The organism is Taibaiella helva (assembly GCF_003545695.1).
Taxonomy (GTDB): domain Bacteria; phylum Bacteroidota; class Bacteroidia; order Chitinophagales; family Chitinophagaceae; genus Taibaiella; species Taibaiella helva.
The window spans coordinates 251,049-269,114 of sequence record NZ_QUZZ01000003.1; the positions used below are offsets into that span (position 1 = coordinate 251,049).

General features: G+C 50.0%; 17 protein-coding genes. 9 read left to right on the forward strand and 8 right to left on the reverse strand.

Annotation, left to right across the window (positions count from 1 at the left end):
- Positions 1 to 41 precede the first annotated feature (41 nt).
- Complete coding sequence (phbB, locus tag DZC79_RS06400; RefSeq protein ID WP_118950729.1) at positions 42 to 785, reverse strand: acetoacetyl-CoA reductase; 744 nt, start codon at positions 783 to 785, stop codon at positions 42 to 44.
- 109 nt (positions 786 to 894) lie between these two features.
- Positions 895 to 1,857 carry a polyprenyl synthetase family protein gene (locus DZC79_RS06405; RefSeq protein WP_232831771.1) on the reverse strand — a complete coding sequence of 321 codons (963 nt, stop codon included), beginning with the start codon at positions 1,855 to 1,857 and terminating at the stop codon, positions 895 to 897.
- Positions 1,858 to 2,377: 520 nt separating this feature from the next.
- Between DZC79_RS06405 and DZC79_RS06410 the strand changes: the two genes are divergently transcribed.
- Entirely contained in the window at positions 2,378 to 3,967 is a 1,590-nt protein-coding gene (locus tag DZC79_RS06410; protein ID WP_157976964.1) for an OmpA family protein, read from the forward strand.
- 436 nt (positions 3,968 to 4,403) lie between these two features.
- On the opposite strand, the gene scpB is transcribed toward DZC79_RS06410, so the two are convergent.
- Complete coding sequence (gene scpB / locus DZC79_RS06415; RefSeq protein WP_232831772.1) at positions 4,404 to 5,204, reverse strand: SMC-Scp complex subunit ScpB; 801 nt, start codon at positions 5,202 to 5,204, stop codon at positions 4,404 to 4,406.
- Positions 5,205 to 5,471: 267 nt separating this feature from the next.
- Between scpB and DZC79_RS06420 the strand changes: the two genes are divergently transcribed.
- On the forward strand, positions 5,472 to 5,945 hold the full coding sequence (locus DZC79_RS06420; RefSeq protein ID WP_118950732.1) for a ribonuclease H-like YkuK family protein: 474 nt from the start codon (positions 5,472 to 5,474) through the stop codon (positions 5,943 to 5,945).
- Positions 5,946 to 6,129: 184 nt separating this feature from the next.
- On the opposite strand, the gene DZC79_RS06425 is transcribed toward DZC79_RS06420, so the two are convergent.
- The 3 genes from DZC79_RS06425 to DZC79_RS06435 form a co-directional block, all read right to left on the reverse strand.
- A complete protein-coding gene (locus DZC79_RS06425; RefSeq protein ID WP_118950733.1) occupies positions 6,130 to 6,444 on the reverse strand; it encodes an HU family DNA-binding protein in 315 nt (104 codons plus the stop codon).
- A 204-nt stretch (positions 6,445 to 6,648) separates the two neighbouring features.
- Positions 6,649 to 9,135, reverse strand: a complete 2,487-nt coding sequence (locus tag DZC79_RS06430) for a hypothetical protein (RefSeq protein WP_118950734.1) — start codon at positions 9,133 to 9,135, stop codon at positions 6,649 to 6,651.
- 5 nt (positions 9,136 to 9,140) lie between these two features.
- The gene (locus tag DZC79_RS06435; RefSeq protein ID WP_118950735.1) at positions 9,141 to 9,821 is read right to left on the reverse strand and encodes a hypothetical protein; all 681 of its coding nucleotides are present in this window, start codon (positions 9,819 to 9,821) and stop codon (positions 9,141 to 9,143) included.
- Positions 9,822 to 9,916: 95 nt separating this feature from the next.
- On the opposite strand from DZC79_RS06435, the gene DZC79_RS06440 reads away from it, so the two are divergent.
- The 5 genes from DZC79_RS06440 (at position 9,917) to DZC79_RS06460 (ending at position 14,038) form a co-directional block, all read left to right on the forward strand.
- Entirely contained in the window at positions 9,917 to 11,107 is a 1,191-nt protein-coding gene (locus DZC79_RS06440; protein ID WP_118950736.1) for a DegT/DnrJ/EryC1/StrS family aminotransferase, read from the forward strand.
- 91 nt (positions 11,108 to 11,198) lie between these two features.
- Entirely contained in the window at positions 11,199 to 11,966 is a 768-nt protein-coding gene (gene rsmA / locus DZC79_RS06445; RefSeq protein WP_118950737.1) for a 16S rRNA (adenine(1518)-N(6)/adenine(1519)-N(6))-dimethyltransferase RsmA, read from the forward strand.
- The gene (locus DZC79_RS06450; RefSeq protein WP_118950738.1) at positions 11,963 to 12,919 is read left to right on the forward strand and encodes an NAD(P)-dependent oxidoreductase; all 957 of its coding nucleotides are present in this window, start codon (positions 11,963 to 11,965) and stop codon (positions 12,917 to 12,919) included. Before rsmA ends, DZC79_RS06450 begins: the two co-directional genes overlap by 4 nt.
- A 93-nt stretch (positions 12,920 to 13,012) precedes the next feature.
- Positions 13,013 to 13,486: a transcription elongation factor GreA gene (greA, locus tag DZC79_RS06455; protein WP_118950739.1), complete on the forward strand. Its 474-nt coding sequence runs from the start codon at positions 13,013 to 13,015 to the stop codon at positions 13,484 to 13,486.
- Positions 13,487 to 13,645: 159 nt separating this feature from the next.
- Entirely contained in the window at positions 13,646 to 14,038 is a 393-nt protein-coding gene (locus tag DZC79_RS06460; RefSeq protein ID WP_118950740.1) for an HIT family protein, read from the forward strand.
- Here the strand turns inward: DZC79_RS06460 and pnuC are convergent.
- On the reverse strand, positions 14,035 to 14,706 hold the full coding sequence (gene pnuC, locus DZC79_RS06465; protein WP_118950741.1) for a nicotinamide riboside transporter PnuC: 672 nt from the start codon (positions 14,704 to 14,706) through the stop codon (positions 14,035 to 14,037). The genes DZC79_RS06460 and pnuC overlap by 4 nt on opposite strands.
- Before the next feature lie 112 nt (positions 14,707 to 14,818).
- Between pnuC and clpX the strand changes: the two genes are divergently transcribed.
- Positions 14,819 to 16,063, forward strand: coding sequence for an ATP-dependent Clp protease ATP-binding subunit ClpX (gene clpX, locus DZC79_RS06470; RefSeq protein ID WP_118950742.1), 1,245 nt, complete (start codon positions 14,819 to 14,821; stop codon positions 16,061 to 16,063).
- 39 nt (positions 16,064 to 16,102) lie between these two features.
- A complete protein-coding gene (locus tag DZC79_RS06475) occupies positions 16,103 to 16,348 on the forward strand; it encodes a hypothetical protein (protein ID WP_118950743.1) in 246 nt (81 codons plus the stop codon).
- 179 nt (positions 16,349 to 16,527) lie between these two features.
- Here the strand turns inward: DZC79_RS06475 and cls are convergent, their stop codons facing one another.
- Positions 16,528 to 17,964 (reverse strand): cardiolipin synthase, encoded by a 1,437-nt coding sequence (cls, locus tag DZC79_RS06480; protein WP_198666805.1) that lies wholly within the window; start codon positions 17,962 to 17,964, stop codon positions 16,528 to 16,530.
- Positions 17,965 to 18,066: the final 102 nt, after the last annotated feature.

Consider the following 18,066-nt stretch of genomic DNA (forward strand, 5'->3'; position numbering starts at 1 on the left):
AACTGTGAGTATTAATAATTTAGTGCAGGATGTTCCCTGTTTTAATATACGTGCTGTCCGCCGTTAATGGCATAATTGGCGCCGGTAATGAATGCGGAATGCGGCGAAGTCAGGAAAGACACCAGGTGGGCAATCTCTTCCGTACCGCCCATACGCCCTACGGGAATGCCTTCGATAATTTTGTTCCGCACTTCAGGTGCAACGGCCATGACCATATCTGTAGCCACATAGCCGGGCGAGATCGTATTGACGGTTATTCCTTTTGATGCGGTTTCGATAGCCAGGGTCTTGGTAATGCCATGCATGCCTGCCTTGGCGGCTGCATAATTTACCTGTCCAAACTGGGCCCTCTGGCCGTTTACGGAAGAAATGTTGATGATCCTGCCATAAGAGCGGTCAAGCATAGGGTTGATCACGTGGCGGCAGCAATTGAATACACTGGTGAGGTTGGCGCCGATCACCGCATCCCAGTTGTCACGGCTCATTTTCTTAAACGCACCGTCGCGGGTAATGCCGGCATTGTTGACCAGCACATCTACCGCGCCATGGTCGTTATGGATCGCTTCTACCATAGCGCCTACGGCATCGTAATCGGATACGTCGGCCTGGTAAAGATGGAATTCGTAACCTTCCGACCGCATCTGGGCCTGCCAGGCTTCTGCCTTATCCCTGCTGCGGTAATTGGCACATACAACATAGCCATCATCAGAAAGCCTTTTGCAAATATGAGTTCCCAGTCCCCCGGTAGCGCCGGTTACCAGAGCAATATATTTTTGCTTCTCCATAAGCGTATATTTTTTTTGATCAAATTAGAGAAAAAAGACCAGATGAAAAAAATATACTGCCAAAGATCAGAATAGCTTAATAATGGTGTTGCAAAGGGCGGTAAGGCGATCAATAGCGCCGTTCGGTGACGTACTGTACCAGCTCTTCCATGGCCGTACGGGCTTCCGACTCGGGAAACTGGTGCAGCAGCGCCATCGCTTCCTGCTGGTAGGCCAGCATTTTTTCGCGTGCATAGGCGATACCACCACTTTGCTTTACCAGCTCGATCACCTCGTTTACTTTTTGTTTGTCCTTATTGTGGTTTTTGACTATGTAAATTATTCTACGTTTTGTGGAATCATCTGCCTGCTGCAAAGTGTAGATCAGGGGCAAGGTCATCTTTTTCTCTTTGATATCGATGCCGGTAGGCTTACCTATATTATCATGTCCGTAGTCGAAAAGATCATCCTTGATCTGGAAGCTGATCCCTATTTTTTCGCCGAAGCTGTGAAAGAGCCGGGTTTTTTCTTCGTCGCCGGTGGCCGACCATGCGCCGGCCGCACAGGCCGAGGCCAGCAGCGAGGCCGTTTTGCTGCGGATGATCTCAAAATACACTTCTTCCTTGATGTCCAGCTTGCGTGTTTTTTCCATTTGCAGCAATTCTCCCTCGCTCATTTCCTTGACCGCTGTAGAGACGATTTTGAGAATACGGAAATCATCGTTGTCCAGCGAAAGCAAAAGGCCTTTGGACAGCAGGTAATCGCCTACGAGCACAGCCACTTTATTCTTCCAAAGGGCGTTAATGGAAAAGAAGTTCCGGCGCAGGTTGGCGTCATCGACCACATCGTCGTGCACCAGGGTGGCAGTATGGAGCAGCTCGATGAGGGATGAGGCGCGGTAAGTCGCTTCAGTAACCGTGCCGCTGATCTTTGCCGCCAGGAACACAAACATCGGGCGCATTTGCTTGCCTTTGCGCCGGATAATGAAACGCATGATCCGGTCGAGCATGGGGTTGCGGCTGCGCACGTTTTCAGCAAACTTCTTTTCAAACAGGTCCAGCTCTTCGGCTATCGGTTTTTTTACATTTTTCACACAGATATATTATTAATACGGCAAAGAATACTTTTTTTAAAATTATTTCTATTTTGCCCCGGTTTTTGGCGGTTTTCTCGTCTTTACATTCGGGCAGCTAAAATAGACAAGGAAATTGAATCGGCGCCCGGAAATAATTTAAGGACCGATATTCTTTGGCATGATTCTTGTTAAATGAATTAATCGTATTCAGACAGGCAAAGGTTACCTTGCAATTAGCATTAATTATTATTGAAAGAAAACACCCATAATTTTTATTAATGCATTGTATTTGTATATTGTTTAGATTATTTTGACAAGAATTTAAAGATTGCCTATAATACATTTTTTTTTTTTTTTGAAAAGCGTGTTTTACCTTTGTCCCGAACTTTAGCAAGTAAACGCGTAAACTTTTTTTAAATAAACAACTCTCGTTATGGTCAACAAAAAGTACATCTTGCTTGCCGGCGTGTGTTCAGCTCTAGCTGTACAGCCCGCATTCGCACAAGAATCAACCCAGGCTTCCTGGAGCGGTAGAGATATGACTTACCGCGGTCAGAGCTATGATGCGTTGGACACTGCCTACATTCCCGCTTCAAGGATGGAGCAGCAGCGCCAATACCTGAACCACCAATATGCATTCCCCGCAAAGCCCCGCAACATGTGGGAAATCGGTATCAATGCCGGTCTGGTAAACATCATTGGCGACGTGCCCAGCAAAGGTCCCTGGAATGCTCCTAAATTCCTGAATTCCATTGGTTTCGGTGCTACTATCCGTAAAGCTTTGGGTTATGCAACTTCAGTACGTCTGCAGTATAACTACATGGGCGCTACCGGTTTCGACTACCGCGGCCGTGATGCAGGAAACGAAGCTCCCTGGAACCTGCCTGGCAGCACTTACAGCGGAAAAGTGTATAACAACTACAAGTTCAACGGTCACGAAGCTACCCTGCAACTGGTAGGTTCTATCAACAACATCAAGTTCCACAAAGCCAAGAACGTAGTAAGCCTCTACGGCTTCATCGGTGGTGGTGCTTTGATCTGGCAGACCAAAGTGTCTACCAAAAATGCACAAGGCCAGAACTACGACTTCGCTACCCTGGACAGGCAGACTACTGCTAAAGCCAAGAACGACCTGTACAAGCAATGGCTGAAAGACGCTGATAACTACAACTACCTGGTAACTAAATCTGACTACACTGGTTCAGGCCAGGCTGGTATGTCTATCGGCGACAATTCTGTAACGCCTGTTCTGGTAGGTGGTTTGGGTATCCAGTTCAAACTCGGTAACCGTGTTTCTCTGAACTTCGAAGACAAGATCACCTATGCCGGTCTGGACAATCTGGACGGTGTTACTATGGATCCTGTTGTCGGTGGCGGTCTGTCTTCTGACAAAGACTTCATCAACTATGCTTCTGTTGGCCTGTCTTTCAACATCGGCAACAAAAAGCGCAGCGTACTGCCTCTGTGGTGGGTTAACCCGATGGATCACATCTACAACGAGCTGGCCGATCCTCGTCACATGAAACTGCCTGATCCGGTACTGCCTGACGCTGATGGCGACGGTGTAACTGATCAGTTCGACAAATGCCCTGATACTCCTGCTGGTGTAGCTGTTGACGCTCACGGTTGCCCGCTGGATACTGACGGTGATGGTGTTCCTGACTACAAAGACAAGCAACTGATCACTCCGACTGAATGTCAACCTGTTGACGCTGACGGTGTAGGCAAATGCCCTGATCCTGAGTGCTGCAAAAACATGACTGCTGCTGGTTGCAACCTGGGTGCCGGTTCTATCTGCTTCAAATCCAACTCTGCTAAGCTGAGCTCTGAAGCACAAAACCAACTGGCTAACCTGGCTGCTCAGATGAAAGCTGCTCCCACTTGTAAAGTAGTTGTAATGGGCAACGCTGGTAACAGCAAAGTTCAGCAGCAACGTTCATGGGATCGCGTAAATGCTGTAATCGAATACATGAGCGAAACTCAGCAGATCAGCCGCGATCAGTTCATCTTCCAATATCAAGGTGGTACTGGTGATGTAAACTGTGTAATGTATCGCTCTGCAATGCCTGGTGAAGAAGGCCCCTCTAACCTGCCTCCTCCCCACCCGCAGCTCGGAACTAAAAAATAAGATGTTGCTTCGGCAATGATTATAATGAGAAGCCCCGGAGATCCGGGGCTTCTCTTTTTTATTCCTTATTTTATTCCCGTATCGTATGCTCCGCTGTGGCTATAAAACCAAGGTTGTGGCTATATGGCATGCATGGCTCCCTGTCCTTATTCAAGTGACAAAAAGCTGGGAAATTAAGCCCCTGGTCCGGAGCTGGTATTTTCAGCTTTCATTAATGCAAGCTTTATGCCCTCCACTTTTCAGGCTTTGCCTAAAGCCTCCTGTAAATCGCTTCTAGTTGGCTTTAAGGGATGAGAAGAGAACAGGAACTGTAAGGACGAAAGGGCGCGGCCTTTGCCGCATTGGCTACATTGTGTGGGCGCAAGAGCAGGAGCAAGGAAGATAAAAAAAGCAGCCACCCACGGCGGCTGCTTTCGTCTTAAAGTTATATTGATGATCAGTTGATTTCTTCCTCTCCTTCTTCCTGGTCGCCGTCAGCGTCTGTTCCTTCTTCTGTGCCGTCTCTCTTCTCTTCCTGTTCCTCTGCATCCGATTGACCGGCGGGTTCTATATCTGCGTCGGCTGTGTTTGTTACAGCGCTTTCTTCTCCTTCCTCCGCTTCTGTGGCTTCGATCTTCAGCTCACCATTATTGTCGACAATCATCTGGCGGTTAGGCTGCTCATCGGGCAAGGCTTCTTCCCCGCTGGTAGGCAGCACGATATCGGTATTGCCGATCTCTTTCAGCTGGGGAAGGTCGGCCGGCGAATTAACGCCGAGATAGTCCATAAAGTTTTTGGTGGTTGCATACAGCAGGGGCTTGCCCACAGCTTCTTCATTGCGACCGGCAATCACGATCAGCTCTTTTTCCAGGAGCTTCTGGATCGAATAGTCAGAGCTTACGCCCCTGATGAATTCAATTTCCGATTTAGTGATCGGCTGCTTGTAGGAGATGATGGCCAGCGTTTCCATAGCGGCGGAGGACAGCTTCTTAATGTACTTGTCCCCATTGAGCTGCAGCACGGTCTGATGATAGGTTTTCTTGGTCAGGAACTGGTAGCCGCCACCGGTTTCCCTCAGTTCAAAAGGATAGTAGTCCGTATCATATTTTTCCTTCACTGCTTCGAGGCAAATGGCGACTTTCTCACTTTCCAGCTGTTCTTCCATTACATTACCCAGCAGCTCGATCATCTCCATCTGCGGCAGGGGGCGCTCGCTGGCAAAAATCAGGGCCTCCACATGCGGCATTAATTGTTCCATTTCCATATGCTATGCGATAATTCTTCCCCGAAAATACTACTGCCTTGTTATCTCTGCGTAAAAAGAAATGCACAGGTGTGGACAAATTGTTGCTGAAGCCGGAGTTCAACATGCTGGTTATAAAGGTTGTAACAGCTCCAGCGGCTCCGGTACAATCGATAATGTTTATAACCTGTGCATTTTACTATATTATAATGTTAGGATAAAAATTACGTAAGATAATTATGGTTAACTTTAATAAACATTTTTTACATAAAACAGCATTTTATGCGATGGAGAACATTTAAAGGCGACACGATCACCCTCCCGATCAAATCAGCTGTCGAACAAGCTATTATAAGGGAAACCAAGGCCGGCTACAAGCTGAAGGTATGTATCGGCACCGATTCGCAGGTGCACGGAGCGCATACCGATTTTGCTACCGTGATCGTTTTCCTGCGGGAAAAGCATGGCGGGTTCATGTTTATTCAGAACGACCGTACTTCGCATCCTTACTCGCTTAAAGAACGCATGCTGGTGGAAGTGGCCAGGAGCATCGAGATCGCTTACGAGCTCTGCGACCTGTTCAACACTTACGATGTCGATATGGAAGTTCATGCCGATATCAACACCAATCCGCAATTCAAGAGCAATGAGGCGCTCAGGGAAGCCACAGGCTATATCCTGGGTATGGGTTTCGCTTTTAAAGCCAAGCCGGAAGCCTTTGCCAGCAGCAGCTGCGCCGACAAGGTGATCAACTAATAAGTGGTCTATCCTTTCCTTTACTTCCCCTTTTCCCGGAACCTCACGCCGGGTAGGGTATTGCTCCCCCTCATGCATTGCTCCATCTTCAATCCGGGAGCCTAAAAAAACTGCAACCTTCACGCGGGATGCGCTCAGATTGCAGTCTCTTTATACCTCTAGTAATAACTGATATATACAGGAACTAATCTTCGTCGGAAGAAGATTCCGTAACCCCCGTAGCATGTTCTTTTACGGTTTGCATAAATTCCTTCGCAGGCTTGAATGCCGGAATAAAATGTTCCGGAATTTCTACGGCAACATTCTTTTTGATGTTACGGCCTATTTTAGCTGCTCTCTTCTTTACAATAAAACTTCCGAATCCTCTAACATATACCGCTTCTCCTTCTGTGAGCGAAGTCTTTACTTCTTTAAAAAAGGTTTCCAGGGTGACCAGAACGTCAACTTTTGGAATGCCGGTTTTATCGGCGATGCGGGCAACCATGTCTGCCTTTCTCATAAACTTGGAATGTGTTTTTTTGAATCGTTATTAGGTGTGGTATTGTTCAAATATTTGCTTCTGAATCATGGGAAAACAAGTGCTGATTTTCCTGTACACCAAACATACAATACATAAACGCCAAAACCATGATTTTGTGGTGCAAACTTTTGTTAAAGAGGCAATTATTGGTTTGGTTTAAGAATTATTTTAATTTAGCTTAACTTATTTTTTATGTGTCTTCCGGACATAAAGCCTTAAATAACTGCATTCTTCGTGCAAAGATTTAAACGCATTCGTTTGCGCGTAATTCTGTGTGAGTTGGCTAAAAAACGGGCTTTTTAAGGTGTACAAATAGTACTCGTCGTTAGCCGCCGGGTCCCAGATATTCCTATTAGTAATATCCGCATTTTTCTGCCAGCATTTTGAGAGCATAAAGAGGCATTTTGCCTTCAGCTCCTTGTCGCTTGAACGGTCGAAAGCCTGCTGATAGTAGTAGGCGGCTTTTTCGGCGGTATAATAGTTGCGGTATTCGGGCAGCAGGTGCTTGCGGGTCGTATCGGCATAATAGGCCAGCAGGTCAGTACCGCTGCGGTAATACATAGCCGCCTTCCAGCCCAGGCCGTAATAGGTCATGCTGTAGAGGCCATTCGCGTAGCGATAAAGTTGAGCAGCATCGGCGCTGCCCTTGTCTGCCTGTTCCTTTAATTGTTGCATATCCCGGGCAAAGCGATATTTGTCGGAAACTGAGGTGGTGTCGACAGGCTCCTGGGTGTCGATCCAGCGTTCGGTGAAGGGATCGGGAAAGCGGTAGTGGCTCATAACGCCCGCCGGAACCTGCTTCATCATGTCGGCTGCCTGGGCAAAGTCCAGCTGGCGCAGGTAACGCGTACCGATATACAGCTCCAGCGCGCCTTGCTCGTAGGGCGCATATTTCACCAGGAAGGTTTCGTATGCCGTCTTCCGGCCTTCTTTGATCCATTGTTTCAGCTCGATCACTTTGGCAGTGGTCACCTGTTCAAGCTCAACCGAAAAACCGGGGTCGACGTAAACAGGCTGCGTGCCACGCTCCTGCTCTCCCCAGGGGCTGTAGTAGCCGCCTTTCCCATCAGGGCCTGTAGTACCTTTGGCAATGCACAGCAAGGCCTTCACGGTATCCTGCTGACGCATATAAACGTTGGGCAGCACGGTCGTCATCAGGTTGCGATAGCTGCTCCAGAAGCGGAAATCCTTGGTCGACATTTGCTCCAGCCATTGCAGCGAAGGCAATATCTGCGCTTCGGTCGCGGCATCGAGCTTTGCATTTTTATTGATCGTCAGCAACAGGCGTTCCACTTCCAGCATATTCTTCAACCTTCCTTCAGGATTCAGCTGTGTCGCTTTGGCGATCCAGTCTTCGCAGCTTTTCCAGTCTTGCTGTATAAAGTAAAGATAAGCTACCGATAAGGGCCAGAAAGCGGCATTGGCCACCTTCTTTTCGGTATGGAGCCGCGTACCGAAACGGATCAGCTGCTGCAGCTGCCGTTCATAGCCTTTGAATACTTCGCTTTGCCGGGCAGAACGTTCGCTTTCGTAAGCCGGTGTATTGTAGTAGTAATTGGTATAAGTGTAATAGTAGTTCTGAAAGCCGCTCTGGCGCCTCAGTTTGGGATCGAGCAGGAACAGCTCGAGCTTGTTGATCTCGCGCGTCATCACCACATCGAGGCCATTTACTTTCGGGTCGAGCTGGTAAGCCTCTTCCATCAATGGCAGTCCGTCTTCGTATTCATGCAGCGCATCCATTACCGCGATCACTGCTTTTTCGCCGGCGTTCCTGGTCAGCGCCAGCACACGGTTGCGATCGGCGCGGGGACCTTTATCGTTTTCGCCATGCGGTCGGAAGCACCAGTCGTAGCTGACATAATTGGAGGGTTTATCGTCGTCGGTGCCATTGAAGGCCAGGGAATAAAGGTAAGCAGCCATATTATAGTCTCCCGTCTTATAAGCGGCGCCCGCCTTCAGGCTCAGGCAGCGGTAATACATGATGTTCGCCGCTGTTTTTTCGCCCACCAGCTCCTGGTAAAGACTTGTGGTGCGGGCATAGTCGCCGCTGTAAAAGGTCATCCGCAGCACCTGGTAAGCATAGCGCCATTGGAAGAAATCCTTTTTCGCCGCTTTCCAGAGCTGCTGGCCGCCCTTGATGCTGTTGTTCATGGCCGCAACATTTTTGGGAGAAGCATCCCAATCCGAGCCACGGGTCGCATGCACCTCGCATTTCTTGGCATACATCAGGTAGCCCAGCGCCTCAAGATCTTTACCGGCCAGGAACCACCTGGTCATGGTGTTGCGTTGCACCGAATCGGGAAGCTGCAGCGGATTGCCCTTTTCAATATGGTAATAGAGATTGCTCAGCTGAGCGTAGGGATAAGCATAAATGAAAGCATGAGCATCCTTTGCCGTAAACTGATTGTTCCCATAGGCCATCCATTCTTTCAGGTTCTCATCTGTTTCCATATCCGGCGTATAGCCGTAGTTCCAGTCATCGTAGTACTGGTAGCCCGTAACGAAGTAGAACGGCATGTAAGCCGGGCTGCCGGCAAGGTTGTTGTGGAAGAAGGTTGTGTAGTAGTCGTAGGGGTCTTCGCCGCCACCGCAGGCGATTACGATCTGCTCCAGCAGCAAGGCAGCAGTGCCTGTAAGAAGGGCAAAAGCCCAAAGGAATATTCGTTTCATAAGGTTTATTTAAGTGCGTCGCAGCAAAGTTTGACCAGTGGAACCTGTGTAACACCGACCCGGACCTGATTTTTTTGAAAGAATGAACGGAGTATCTCGTATTTTTCTATGCAAAAATTACCGGCGTCTATCTTACAATTGCTTTCCCGCATGCCCTTACAGCTGAAGCAAAGCTCGATAAAAGCGAAGCATTCATTTCGCTCATTGTAAAACAGAATCGCGTTATGCGGTGCATAGCAAGCGCTGATCGCCCTGGGCGGGTGCAGGTTGCAATCCCGGTAGCCATAGCCATAAAGAATAGCTGTGAGGCTATCGATCTGATCTTTTTCCAGCGTCACCGTTTCATCGATAACGCCTTTCGTGCCTTCGTCTTTATCAAAAGGCAAATGGACATAATCATAATCGTAGTTACGCATATCCAGGGAATCGACCGGAAATAAAGGTGTGTCCGGCGTAAAGAAGGAAGCCAGTACTACGCGGCGGGCTCTGTTGAACGGATATTTTTTCCGCTGTTCCTGCAGGGAAACCGGCCGCCTTACACATTCGTAATCTCTTAAGTCGGCAGATACGATAGGGGGATCGGAGATGCTCTTTGTCCGGCCTTGTTTGTATTGTGCGGCCACAGGTAAGCCACATGCTACCAGGTATAAAATTAAAGCCAGCACCTGCAAATATTTCCTGGACATAAGCCGTTAAGAGGATGTCTAATGAATAGGGATCATCAAGCGGCAATCATATTTGCCGTACTTTTGCGAACACAAAAATAAAACAATAAACAAGTATGCCCGGTTTTGAATTTTTCGGCGAGGAGGAAAGGAAAGAGGTGAACGAAGTCCTGGAAACAGGAATCCTGATGCGCTACGGCTTCGACGCGCAACGCAAAGGTAAATGGAAAGCGAAGGAGCTGGAACAGGCGCTCTGCGACAAGCTGCAGGTGCCCTATGCCCAGCTGACCTCTTCCGGTACCACGGCGCTGACCACCGTGATGGCAGCGCTGGGCCTGGGTGCGGGCGATGAGGTCATCATGCCCACCTTCACCTTTGTCGCCAGCTTTGAATCCGTATTTTCTGTAGGCGCCATACCGGTGCTGGTCGATATCGACGATACGCTGACCCTCGACCCGGCCGCAGTAGAAGCCGCCATCACGCCCAGGACCAAAGCGGTAATGCCCGTACATATGTGCGGGGCCATGGCCGACCTGGATGCGCTGAAGGCAATCTGCGACAAGCATAACCTTATCCTTCTCGAAGATGCCTGCCAGTCTTTCGGCGGCAGCTATAAAGGAAAGGCCCTGGGCACTATCGGCCACGCGGGGACCTTCTCTTTCGATTTCGTGAAGACGATCACCTGCGCTGAAGGCGGCGGCATTGTGACCCATAGCAGGGACGTGTACACCAAATCGGATGCCTACAGCGATCACGGGCACGACCACCTGGGCGTTGACCGCGGCGCCGACCTGCATCCGCACTTCGGGTACAACTTCCGTATCTCCGAGCTGCATGCCGCAGTGGGCCTGGCGCAGCTGCGCAAGCTGGACCAGTTCCTGGCTATTCAACGTCAGACCAAAAAAATACTGAAAGATGCCCTGGCAACTTTGCCTGAAGTCTCTTTCCGCCGCTTGCCCGATCCGGAAGGCGACAGCGCCACTTTCCTGGGCTTCTTCCTGCCCGAAGCTGCGCAGGCGCAGCGGGCGTCAGCTAACCTGAAGGCAGCAGGCATCGTAAACTTTTATTACTTCGATAATAACTGGCATTACATCCGCAAATGGGACCATTTTAAGGAAGGCAAGACCCTGAACCGCTTCCATCCGCAGCTGGAGGCCGCCATGGCAGGATATGCTACGCGGGAGTTCCCGGTTTCCGATGCATTGATCAGCCGTTGCATCTGTACGCCCATCAACCTTTCCTGGAGCGAAGAAGAAGTGAAAGAGCGGGCGGAAAAGCTGGTACAGGCAGTAAAAGCGGCCTTGTAATTGCGGTCATTGAAGCATAGCGATGCTTGCGCATCAGATAAAATAAAACGATCGATCGGCGCCGGCGCCTGATCTGTGACAAAGAACCGATATGGCACTAACCTTGAAGAAAAGCCTTGGGCAGCACTTTTTGCACGATGAAAATATGTGCAGGCGGATCGTGGCGCAGGTAACGCGATATCCCGGCCTGAAGCTGCTGGAAATAGGCCCTGGTGGCGGCGCGATCAGCAAATACCTGCTGACCTGGGACGATACCGATTACAAAGCTATTGAGGTCGATGATGAAAAAGTGGAATACCTGCCCAAAGCCTTCCCGGCCTTCGCCGGCAAACTGATCCATATGGATTTCCTGAAAGCGCCGGTACCTTTTGAAGGCGATTTTTCCATCATCGGTAATTTTCCCTACAACATTTCCTCACAGATCCTGTTCCGTATATTGGATTGGGAAGACCAGGTGGATGAAGTGACCGGTATGTTCCAGAAGGAAGTCGCGCAAAGGGTAGCTGCGCGTGAAGGCAGCAAAACGTACGGCATTCTCAGCGTGCTGATCCAGGCCTTTTTTACAACGGAATACCTCTTTGATGTGCCTCCCGGCTGCTTTACCCCGCCGCCCAAAGTGATGTCGGGCATATTGAAATTAACCAATAGCCACAATCCCTATGGCATTGAAAACAAGAAGGCTTTTGTGCAGATCGTGAAGGCAGCCTTCAACCAGCGGCGCAAGATGCTGCGCAATGCCTTGAAGGGCTTGTTCCCGCCGGAACACCTGGAGCAGGAGCTCTTTGCCAAAAGAGCGGAGCAGCTTTCTGTAGCCGACTTCGTAGGCTTATACCGTGACTATATAAAACTGAAGGTATGAACAGGAAGGTATTGATCGTGGCGCCCGTGCATGAAGTCCTGGTCCGGGAGTTGGAAAGGCTGGGTTATAGCTGCGTGCTGCAGGAAGATATCAGCCGGGAAGTCGCGCTGGGTACTATCGGCAGCTATGAAGGACTGGTCACCTCGACGCGCCTGCAAGTAGACCGGGAATTTATAGACAGGGCTGAGCAGCTGAAATGGGTGGGCCGCATGGGTTCCGGCATGGAAGTGATCGACCTGCCCTATGCCCTGGAAAAAGGTATACAATGCTTCAGCAGCCCTGAAGGCAATGCCAATGCAGTGGCCGAGCAGGCCCTGGGCATGCTGCTGGCCCTGCAGCACCGGATCTTCAGCGCTCATGTGGAGATGCAGCAGGGACTATGGCTGCGTGAAGAGAACAGGGGGCTGGAGATCGAAGGCCTTACGGCCGGTATTATCGGCTATGGGCACAACGGGAGCGCTTTTGCCCGCAAGCTGCGTGCTATGGATGTGCGCGTGCTGGCGCTGGACAAATACAAGACCGGTTTTGCCGAACCGGGTATAGAAGAGTGCGGGGACATCACACAGATAACCACCAAAGCGGATATCCTCAGCTTTCATTTGCCGCTCAACAACGAGACCCGCCACTATTTCGACGATACCTTTCTCGAACGGATGCAGCGGCCCTTTGTGCTGTTGAACCTGTCGCGGGGCAGCATCGTATCCCAGCAGAGCCTTTATCGCGGGCTGAAGGGCGGGCAAATCAAAGCAGCCGCGCTGGATGTGTGGGAACAGGAACCTGTGGCCAAAATGGTTGGTGCAGAAAGGGCTGTTTTCGACGAGCTGATCGCGATGCCCAATTTTATCGGTACACCGCATATTGCCGGCTATACGGTACAGGCCTTGTACAAAATGAGCTGGTTCCTGGCGCAGAAAATAGCTGTCGCAACCGGAAATCCGGCTTTTGGAAATTAAAATTAATTGCTTACCTTTGGAAAGCACATGCAACGCATCCTGCCCGGATGCGTTGCATGTTTTCTTTTACTATCCACTAAATTATTGTTTGATATGGCAGAAGTAAATTATGTTACGAAAGAGACCCTGGAGCAAATGAAAGATGAGCTGACCCAACTGAAAACCGCAGGTCGTGCAGAAATTGCCAGGGCTATCGCTGACGCAAGAGAAAAAGGAGATCTTAAGGAAAATGCAGAGTATGATGCTGCCAAAGAGGCCCAGGGCTACCACGAGGCAAAAATCGCCCAGCTGGAAGCCGCGGTGATCAATTCCAGGGTAATTGACATAAAAGATATTGATACCAGTAAAGTCTCGATCCTGAGCAAGGTGAAGATCACCAATACCAAGACCAAAAAAACATTCGAATACCAGATCGTATCCGAAACGGAAGCCGATCTGAAATCGGGTAAGATATCCATAGGATCTCCTATTGCTAAAGGTCTGCTGGGCAAGACGGTAGGAGAAACGGCAGAGGTGGATGCACCATCAGGAAAGATGAAATTCAAGATCGAAGCTATCAGCATCTGATCAACCGGAACATAGCAACAGGAGGAAAGAGGCTATGTAGTCTCTTTCTTTTTTTTGTGGCTGTTGATGCCCCAATCTACCTCTGTATGCGCTGTGGTCGGGTAATTCCTTAAATTGCATGGGCGGCCTGTTGTGGCCGCTTCATACAAACAAAGGACAATGACCATCTTTTCCAAAATTATAGCCGGGGAAATCCCTTCTTACAAGATCGCCGAGAACGATCGTTTCTTCGCTTTCCTCGATATTTTCCCCTTAGCCAAGGGGCATACCCTCGTGGTGCCCAAGATAGAGGTGGATAAAATATTTGACCTCGACGACGACCTGCTGGCCGAAGGCATTCTTTTTGCCAAAAAAATAGGCAAGGCGATAGAGAAAGCTTTTGAATGCAACCGTTGCGGCATCAGCGTTGTGGGCCTGGAAGTGCCGCATGCTCATATTCACCTGATCCCGATCAAAGGCGTAGGCGATATGAATTTTTCCCGGCCCAAGCTGCAATTAAGCGAGGAAGAGTTCAAAGCGGTACAGCAGCAGCTCGTTGCCGCCCTGGACTAAGGCTGATCGGGGTAACGGCCGGAAGGCGCCAGGTCCGGCAGTGAACTGTCCTGGTGCAACGCCGTTTCCTTCATGATCCGTTTCCAGCGGAAATAGCCCAGGACCGCAACGATGAAAAGGAAGACGGTCAGCAGCGACATCAGCGGCAGGTGCTTGTAAAACAGCAGCGGTATAGCGACGATATTGGAAATATTGAGCAATATCCAGTTCTCGACTTTGCGCCGGGCCAGCAGCCACATGCCCGCCCAGGCCGTGGCTGACACGAAGGCATCCATAATCGGGACGGTAGAATCGGTAAATGTCTTGAGCGTAAACAGGAGCAGCACGAAAGACACCACGCAGATACCGGCGACGATCCGCCAGTCGGAAGACGTGCAGGCTGAAATAGCCAGCTGCTCCGCTTTTTTATTCCGCTGTACCCATTTGTACCAGCCGTAAAAGCTCATGACGAGATAATACAGGCTCAGGACAGCCTCGGCATATAGCCCCGACCGGCCCATCAGCCAGATAGATAAACTGCAGGCTATGATACCAGAAGGGTAAAGCAGAACGTTATTCCTGTAGGACAGGAGCACTTCCATAACGCTGAACATAACGGCTACGATCTCCAGGGTAGAAATGGTCTGCCATTCCTGTGTGATATATTGTGCAATCAAGCTCCAATCCATGCTGCAAAAATACCGGTTACAGCGCTAAAACCCTATGACGGTCTGACAGATGCCCTGCCCGGCTATTGGGGTATAATTCGTACCTTTGTAAATTAAACAGGAATCAAGATTCATGGCAAAACAAAATAATGCGAGGAAGTGTTCCTTCTGCGGTAAACCGGAAAGTCAGGCAGCCCTGCTGATCACCGGCATAGAAGGGAACATCTGCGACGAATGTGCGGAGCAGGCGCATCTGATGGTTACAGATGCAAACGTGAAGCAGAAAAGCAGCTCCTCCAAATACGACGTCAAAAAGCATAAGGTTTATAAACCCAAAGAGATCAAATCGTTCCTCGACCAATACATCATTGGACAGGACGATGCCAAGAAGGTTATGGCTGTGGCCATGTACAACCATTACAAGCGGCTGATGCATCCTGCCACTGAAGATGTCGAGATCGAAAAGTCCAACATCATTATGGTAGGAGAGACTGGTACCGGTAAAACGCTCCTGGCCAAAACCGTGGCCCGTATCCTGCAGGTGCCTTTCGCTATCGCCGATGCTACGGTGTTTACCCAGGCCGGCTATGTAGGCGAAGATGTAGAGAGCATCCTGTCCCGCCTGCTTCAGGCCTGCGATTACGATGTGGCCGCTGCCGAAAAAGGTATCGTTTATATCGATGAGATCGATAAAATAGGCCGTAAAAGCGATAACCCTTCTATTACCCGCGATGTGAGCGGCGAAGGCGTACAGCAGGCGCTGCTGAAGCTGCTGGAAGGCTCGGAAGTGCTGGTGCCTCCGCAAGGCGGCCGCAAGCACCCGGAACAAAAGCTGATCAAGGTCAATACACAGAATATCCTCTTTATCTGCGGCGGCGCCTTTGAAGGTATCGACAAAATGATCGCACGCCGTATGGAAGCTTCGACTATCGGCTTTAAGAACGTTGACCAGAAAGATAAGCTGGACCGTACCAACCTGTTGCAATATGTCAATCCCCAGGACCTGCGCACCTTCGGCCTTATTCCCGAGTTGCTGGGCCGTTTGCCGGTAGTCACCTATCTGAACCCGCTGGACAAGGAAACGCTGAAACGCATCCTTACCGAGCCGAAGAATGCCCTGATCCGCCAGTACAAGCGCCTGTTCGAATATGAGAACATCCGGCTGGAGGTAGACGATGCCGCATTAGACTATATGGTCGACAAGGCCTTTACCTATAAGTTGGGCGGCCGTGGCCTGAGGACCATCTGCGAGATGATCCTGACTGATGCCATGTTCGAATTGCCCTCCGAAGAGCATTCCGACGTGTTCCACCTCAGCCTCGACTATGCTATGCAAAAGCTGGAAAGGGCCAAGCTGGAATACATGAAGGCCGCCTGACCGAAACAAAAACATTTATCCTAAAAATACCGCGTTAACATGCAGGAACTGATCAATGAGCTGGTTGAAAAAGCCAACCTGAGCCCGGAAGCTGCGGCCAAAGCCGTGGAGACCACTATCAATTTCGTTAAATCCAAATTACCTCCCTTTTTGTCGGATAAGGTAGAAGACCTGATTGCCGGAAAATTCGACCTTGGGTCAATGTTTGGCGGCTTTGGCGGCGGCAGCGCTGCCGGCGATAGCCCGCTCGATAAGCTGAACGACATGTTCGGGGACAAAAAATAAGGCGAATACTTTTTTGTGTCTGTAATGAATAGGGCCGTAGCAACGCTGCGGCCCTATTCGATTTTATTGTGTATAGACGTTGCATGCAACGTCTCCGGTGATCGTTGCAGATACCTGTTTTCATGTAACGATACTATATAATATCTACAGAAAACATCCTGGCAAATGAAATATCCCTTTTACAGGATCGGCGATAGCAAGCGGGCGACGTCGTCGATCAGTTCCTTCCACCAGGGGCGTTTGGCCCATTGTTCCGGCGACAGCTCCACGCTGAAGCCAATATCGGTATGGAAATTGCTGATCAGCTCGGCGCAGATCCGCTTGCTGTAGATAACAGCATTGATCTCGAAATTCATTTCGAAGCTGCGCCCGTCCATATTCGCGCTGCCTACGATGGAGAGGTTGTCGTCGATAGCAACGGTCTTGGCATGCACAAATCCCTTCTGGTAAAGGAAGATCCGTACACCGCAGGTCATCAGTTCGGCAAAATAAGACCGAGCCGCAGCGTTCACGATTCGTGAGTCGGAAATGCCCGGCAGCAGCAGCCGTACGTCTTTTCCGCTCAGGGCCGCCTTTTTCAGCGCATCATAAATGCTTTCGTTGGGGATAAAATAAGGCGAGGTAATATAGACCCGTTCCCTGGCCGAGACGATTGCCGTAAAGAAGCTCAGCATGATCGCAGAACTGGGATAATCGGGGCCGCCGGCGACGATCTGGATGAGGTCATCGTACCCCTCCTGCCGTTCAAACAGCGCGGGGAAAAATTGCCGGTCTACCTCCAGGGGCTCGTCTGCGCAGAAATTCCAGTTGGCAATGAAATGGTATTGCAGGTTGTTCACGGCCGGTCCTTCTATCATCACATGGGTGTCGCGCCAGTAAAGCTTTTCAGGGTTGCCATCGTTGATATATTTGTCCGAGACATTGATGCCGCCGGTGAAGGCGACCTCCCCGTCTACGATAATGATCTTGCGGTGGTCGCGGTAATTAAGGCGGTTGGCCAGCAGGTAAAATTTAACCTCGTAAAAGGGGAAAGCCAATCCATTCGCTGCCCGCAGCGCAGCGATGGCGTCGTTACTCATTCCGTGGCTGCCGAAATCATCGTAGATCAGGCGTACCGTCACGCCTTCCCTGGCTTTGCTTGCCAGCAGGTCCAGCAGCCGTTTGCCAATCTCGTCATCATCAAAAATATAGTACTCCAGGTGGATAAAGCGGGTCGCTTTTTCAATAGCCTTGAACACTGCCTCAAATTTTTGCTCCCCGTTGATCAGTAACTTCACTTTATTGTAGGAGAGCGGCGCCCGGGAATCCTTCAGCAACAGCCGGATCAGGTCCTCATTGCCGGCGATATTGGATGGCCGCTCTTCCAATATCTTCAGCGAAGCCGCTTCCAGGCGGTCCTGTATTTTGATAAACAGCGCTTCATCGGCTATGACCTTTTTGGAGAATAGCTTCCTGCGGCGATAATTGACGCCGAAGATAAAGTAGATCACTGCGCCTCCTACCGGGACCAGGAAGACCAGCAGTATATAGGCCATCGTCTTGGCCGAATTGCTGGTATCCATAATGATGCGGATGATGGTGAATACAGAGAGCAGCACTACGAACACCAGGGACACCGTTGGATAATGTTTAAGAATCTGTTCCCACATATTTACAAAACAATACTTTCCCCTTATTTGTTAAGATCGTATATAAAGATAAACATGCCCTGGAGAACT

What these genes read in the sequence shown, in the direction of transcription:
- DZC79_RS06435 (WP_118950735.1), bottom strand. Translation starts at nt 9,821, where the DNA reads ATGTCCAGGAAATATTTGCAGGTGCTGGCTTTAATTTTATACCTGGTA.
- DZC79_RS06410 (WP_157976964.1), top strand. Translation starts at nt 2,378, where the DNA reads ATGACTTACCGCGGTCAGAGCTATGATGCGTTGGACACTGCCTACATT.
- DZC79_RS06460 (WP_118950740.1), top strand. Translation starts at nt 13,646, where the DNA reads ATGACCATCTTTTCCAAAATTATAGCCGGGGAAATCCCTTCTTACAAG.
- rsmA (WP_118950737.1), top strand. Translation starts at nt 11,199, where the DNA reads ATGGCACTAACCTTGAAGAAAAGCCTTGGGCAGCACTTTTTGCACGAT.
- DZC79_RS06420 (WP_118950732.1), top strand. Translation starts at nt 5,472, where the DNA reads ATGCGATGGAGAACATTTAAAGGCGACACGATCACCCTCCCGATCAAA.
- DZC79_RS06440 (WP_118950736.1), top strand. Translation starts at nt 9,917, where the DNA reads ATGCCCGGTTTTGAATTTTTCGGCGAGGAGGAAAGGAAAGAGGTGAAC.
- DZC79_RS06475 (WP_118950743.1), top strand. Translation starts at nt 16,103, where the DNA reads ATGCAGGAACTGATCAATGAGCTGGTTGAAAAAGCCAACCTGAGCCCG.
- clpX (WP_118950742.1), top strand. Translation starts at nt 14,819, where the DNA reads ATGGCAAAACAAAATAATGCGAGGAAGTGTTCCTTCTGCGGTAAACCG.
- DZC79_RS06450 (WP_118950738.1), top strand. Translation starts at nt 11,963, where the DNA reads ATGAACAGGAAGGTATTGATCGTGGCGCCCGTGCATGAAGTCCTGGTC.
- DZC79_RS06425 (WP_118950733.1), bottom strand. Translation starts at nt 6,444, where the DNA reads ATGAGAAAGGCAGACATGGTTGCCCGCATCGCCGATAAAACCGGCATT.
- phbB (WP_118950729.1), bottom strand. Translation starts at nt 785, where the DNA reads ATGGAGAAGCAAAAATATATTGCTCTGGTAACCGGCGCTACCGGGGGA.
- scpB (WP_232831772.1), bottom strand. Translation starts at nt 5,204, where the DNA reads ATGGAACAATTAATGCCGCATGTGGAGGCCCTGATTTTTGCCAGCGAG.
- pnuC (WP_118950741.1), bottom strand. Translation starts at nt 14,706, where the DNA reads ATGGATTGGAGCTTGATTGCACAATATATCACACAGGAATGGCAGACC.
- DZC79_RS06430 (WP_118950734.1), bottom strand. Translation starts at nt 9,135, where the DNA reads ATGAAACGAATATTCCTTTGGGCTTTTGCCCTTCTTACAGGCACTGCT.
- greA (WP_118950739.1), top strand. Translation starts at nt 13,013, where the DNA reads ATGGCAGAAGTAAATTATGTTACGAAAGAGACCCTGGAGCAAATGAAA.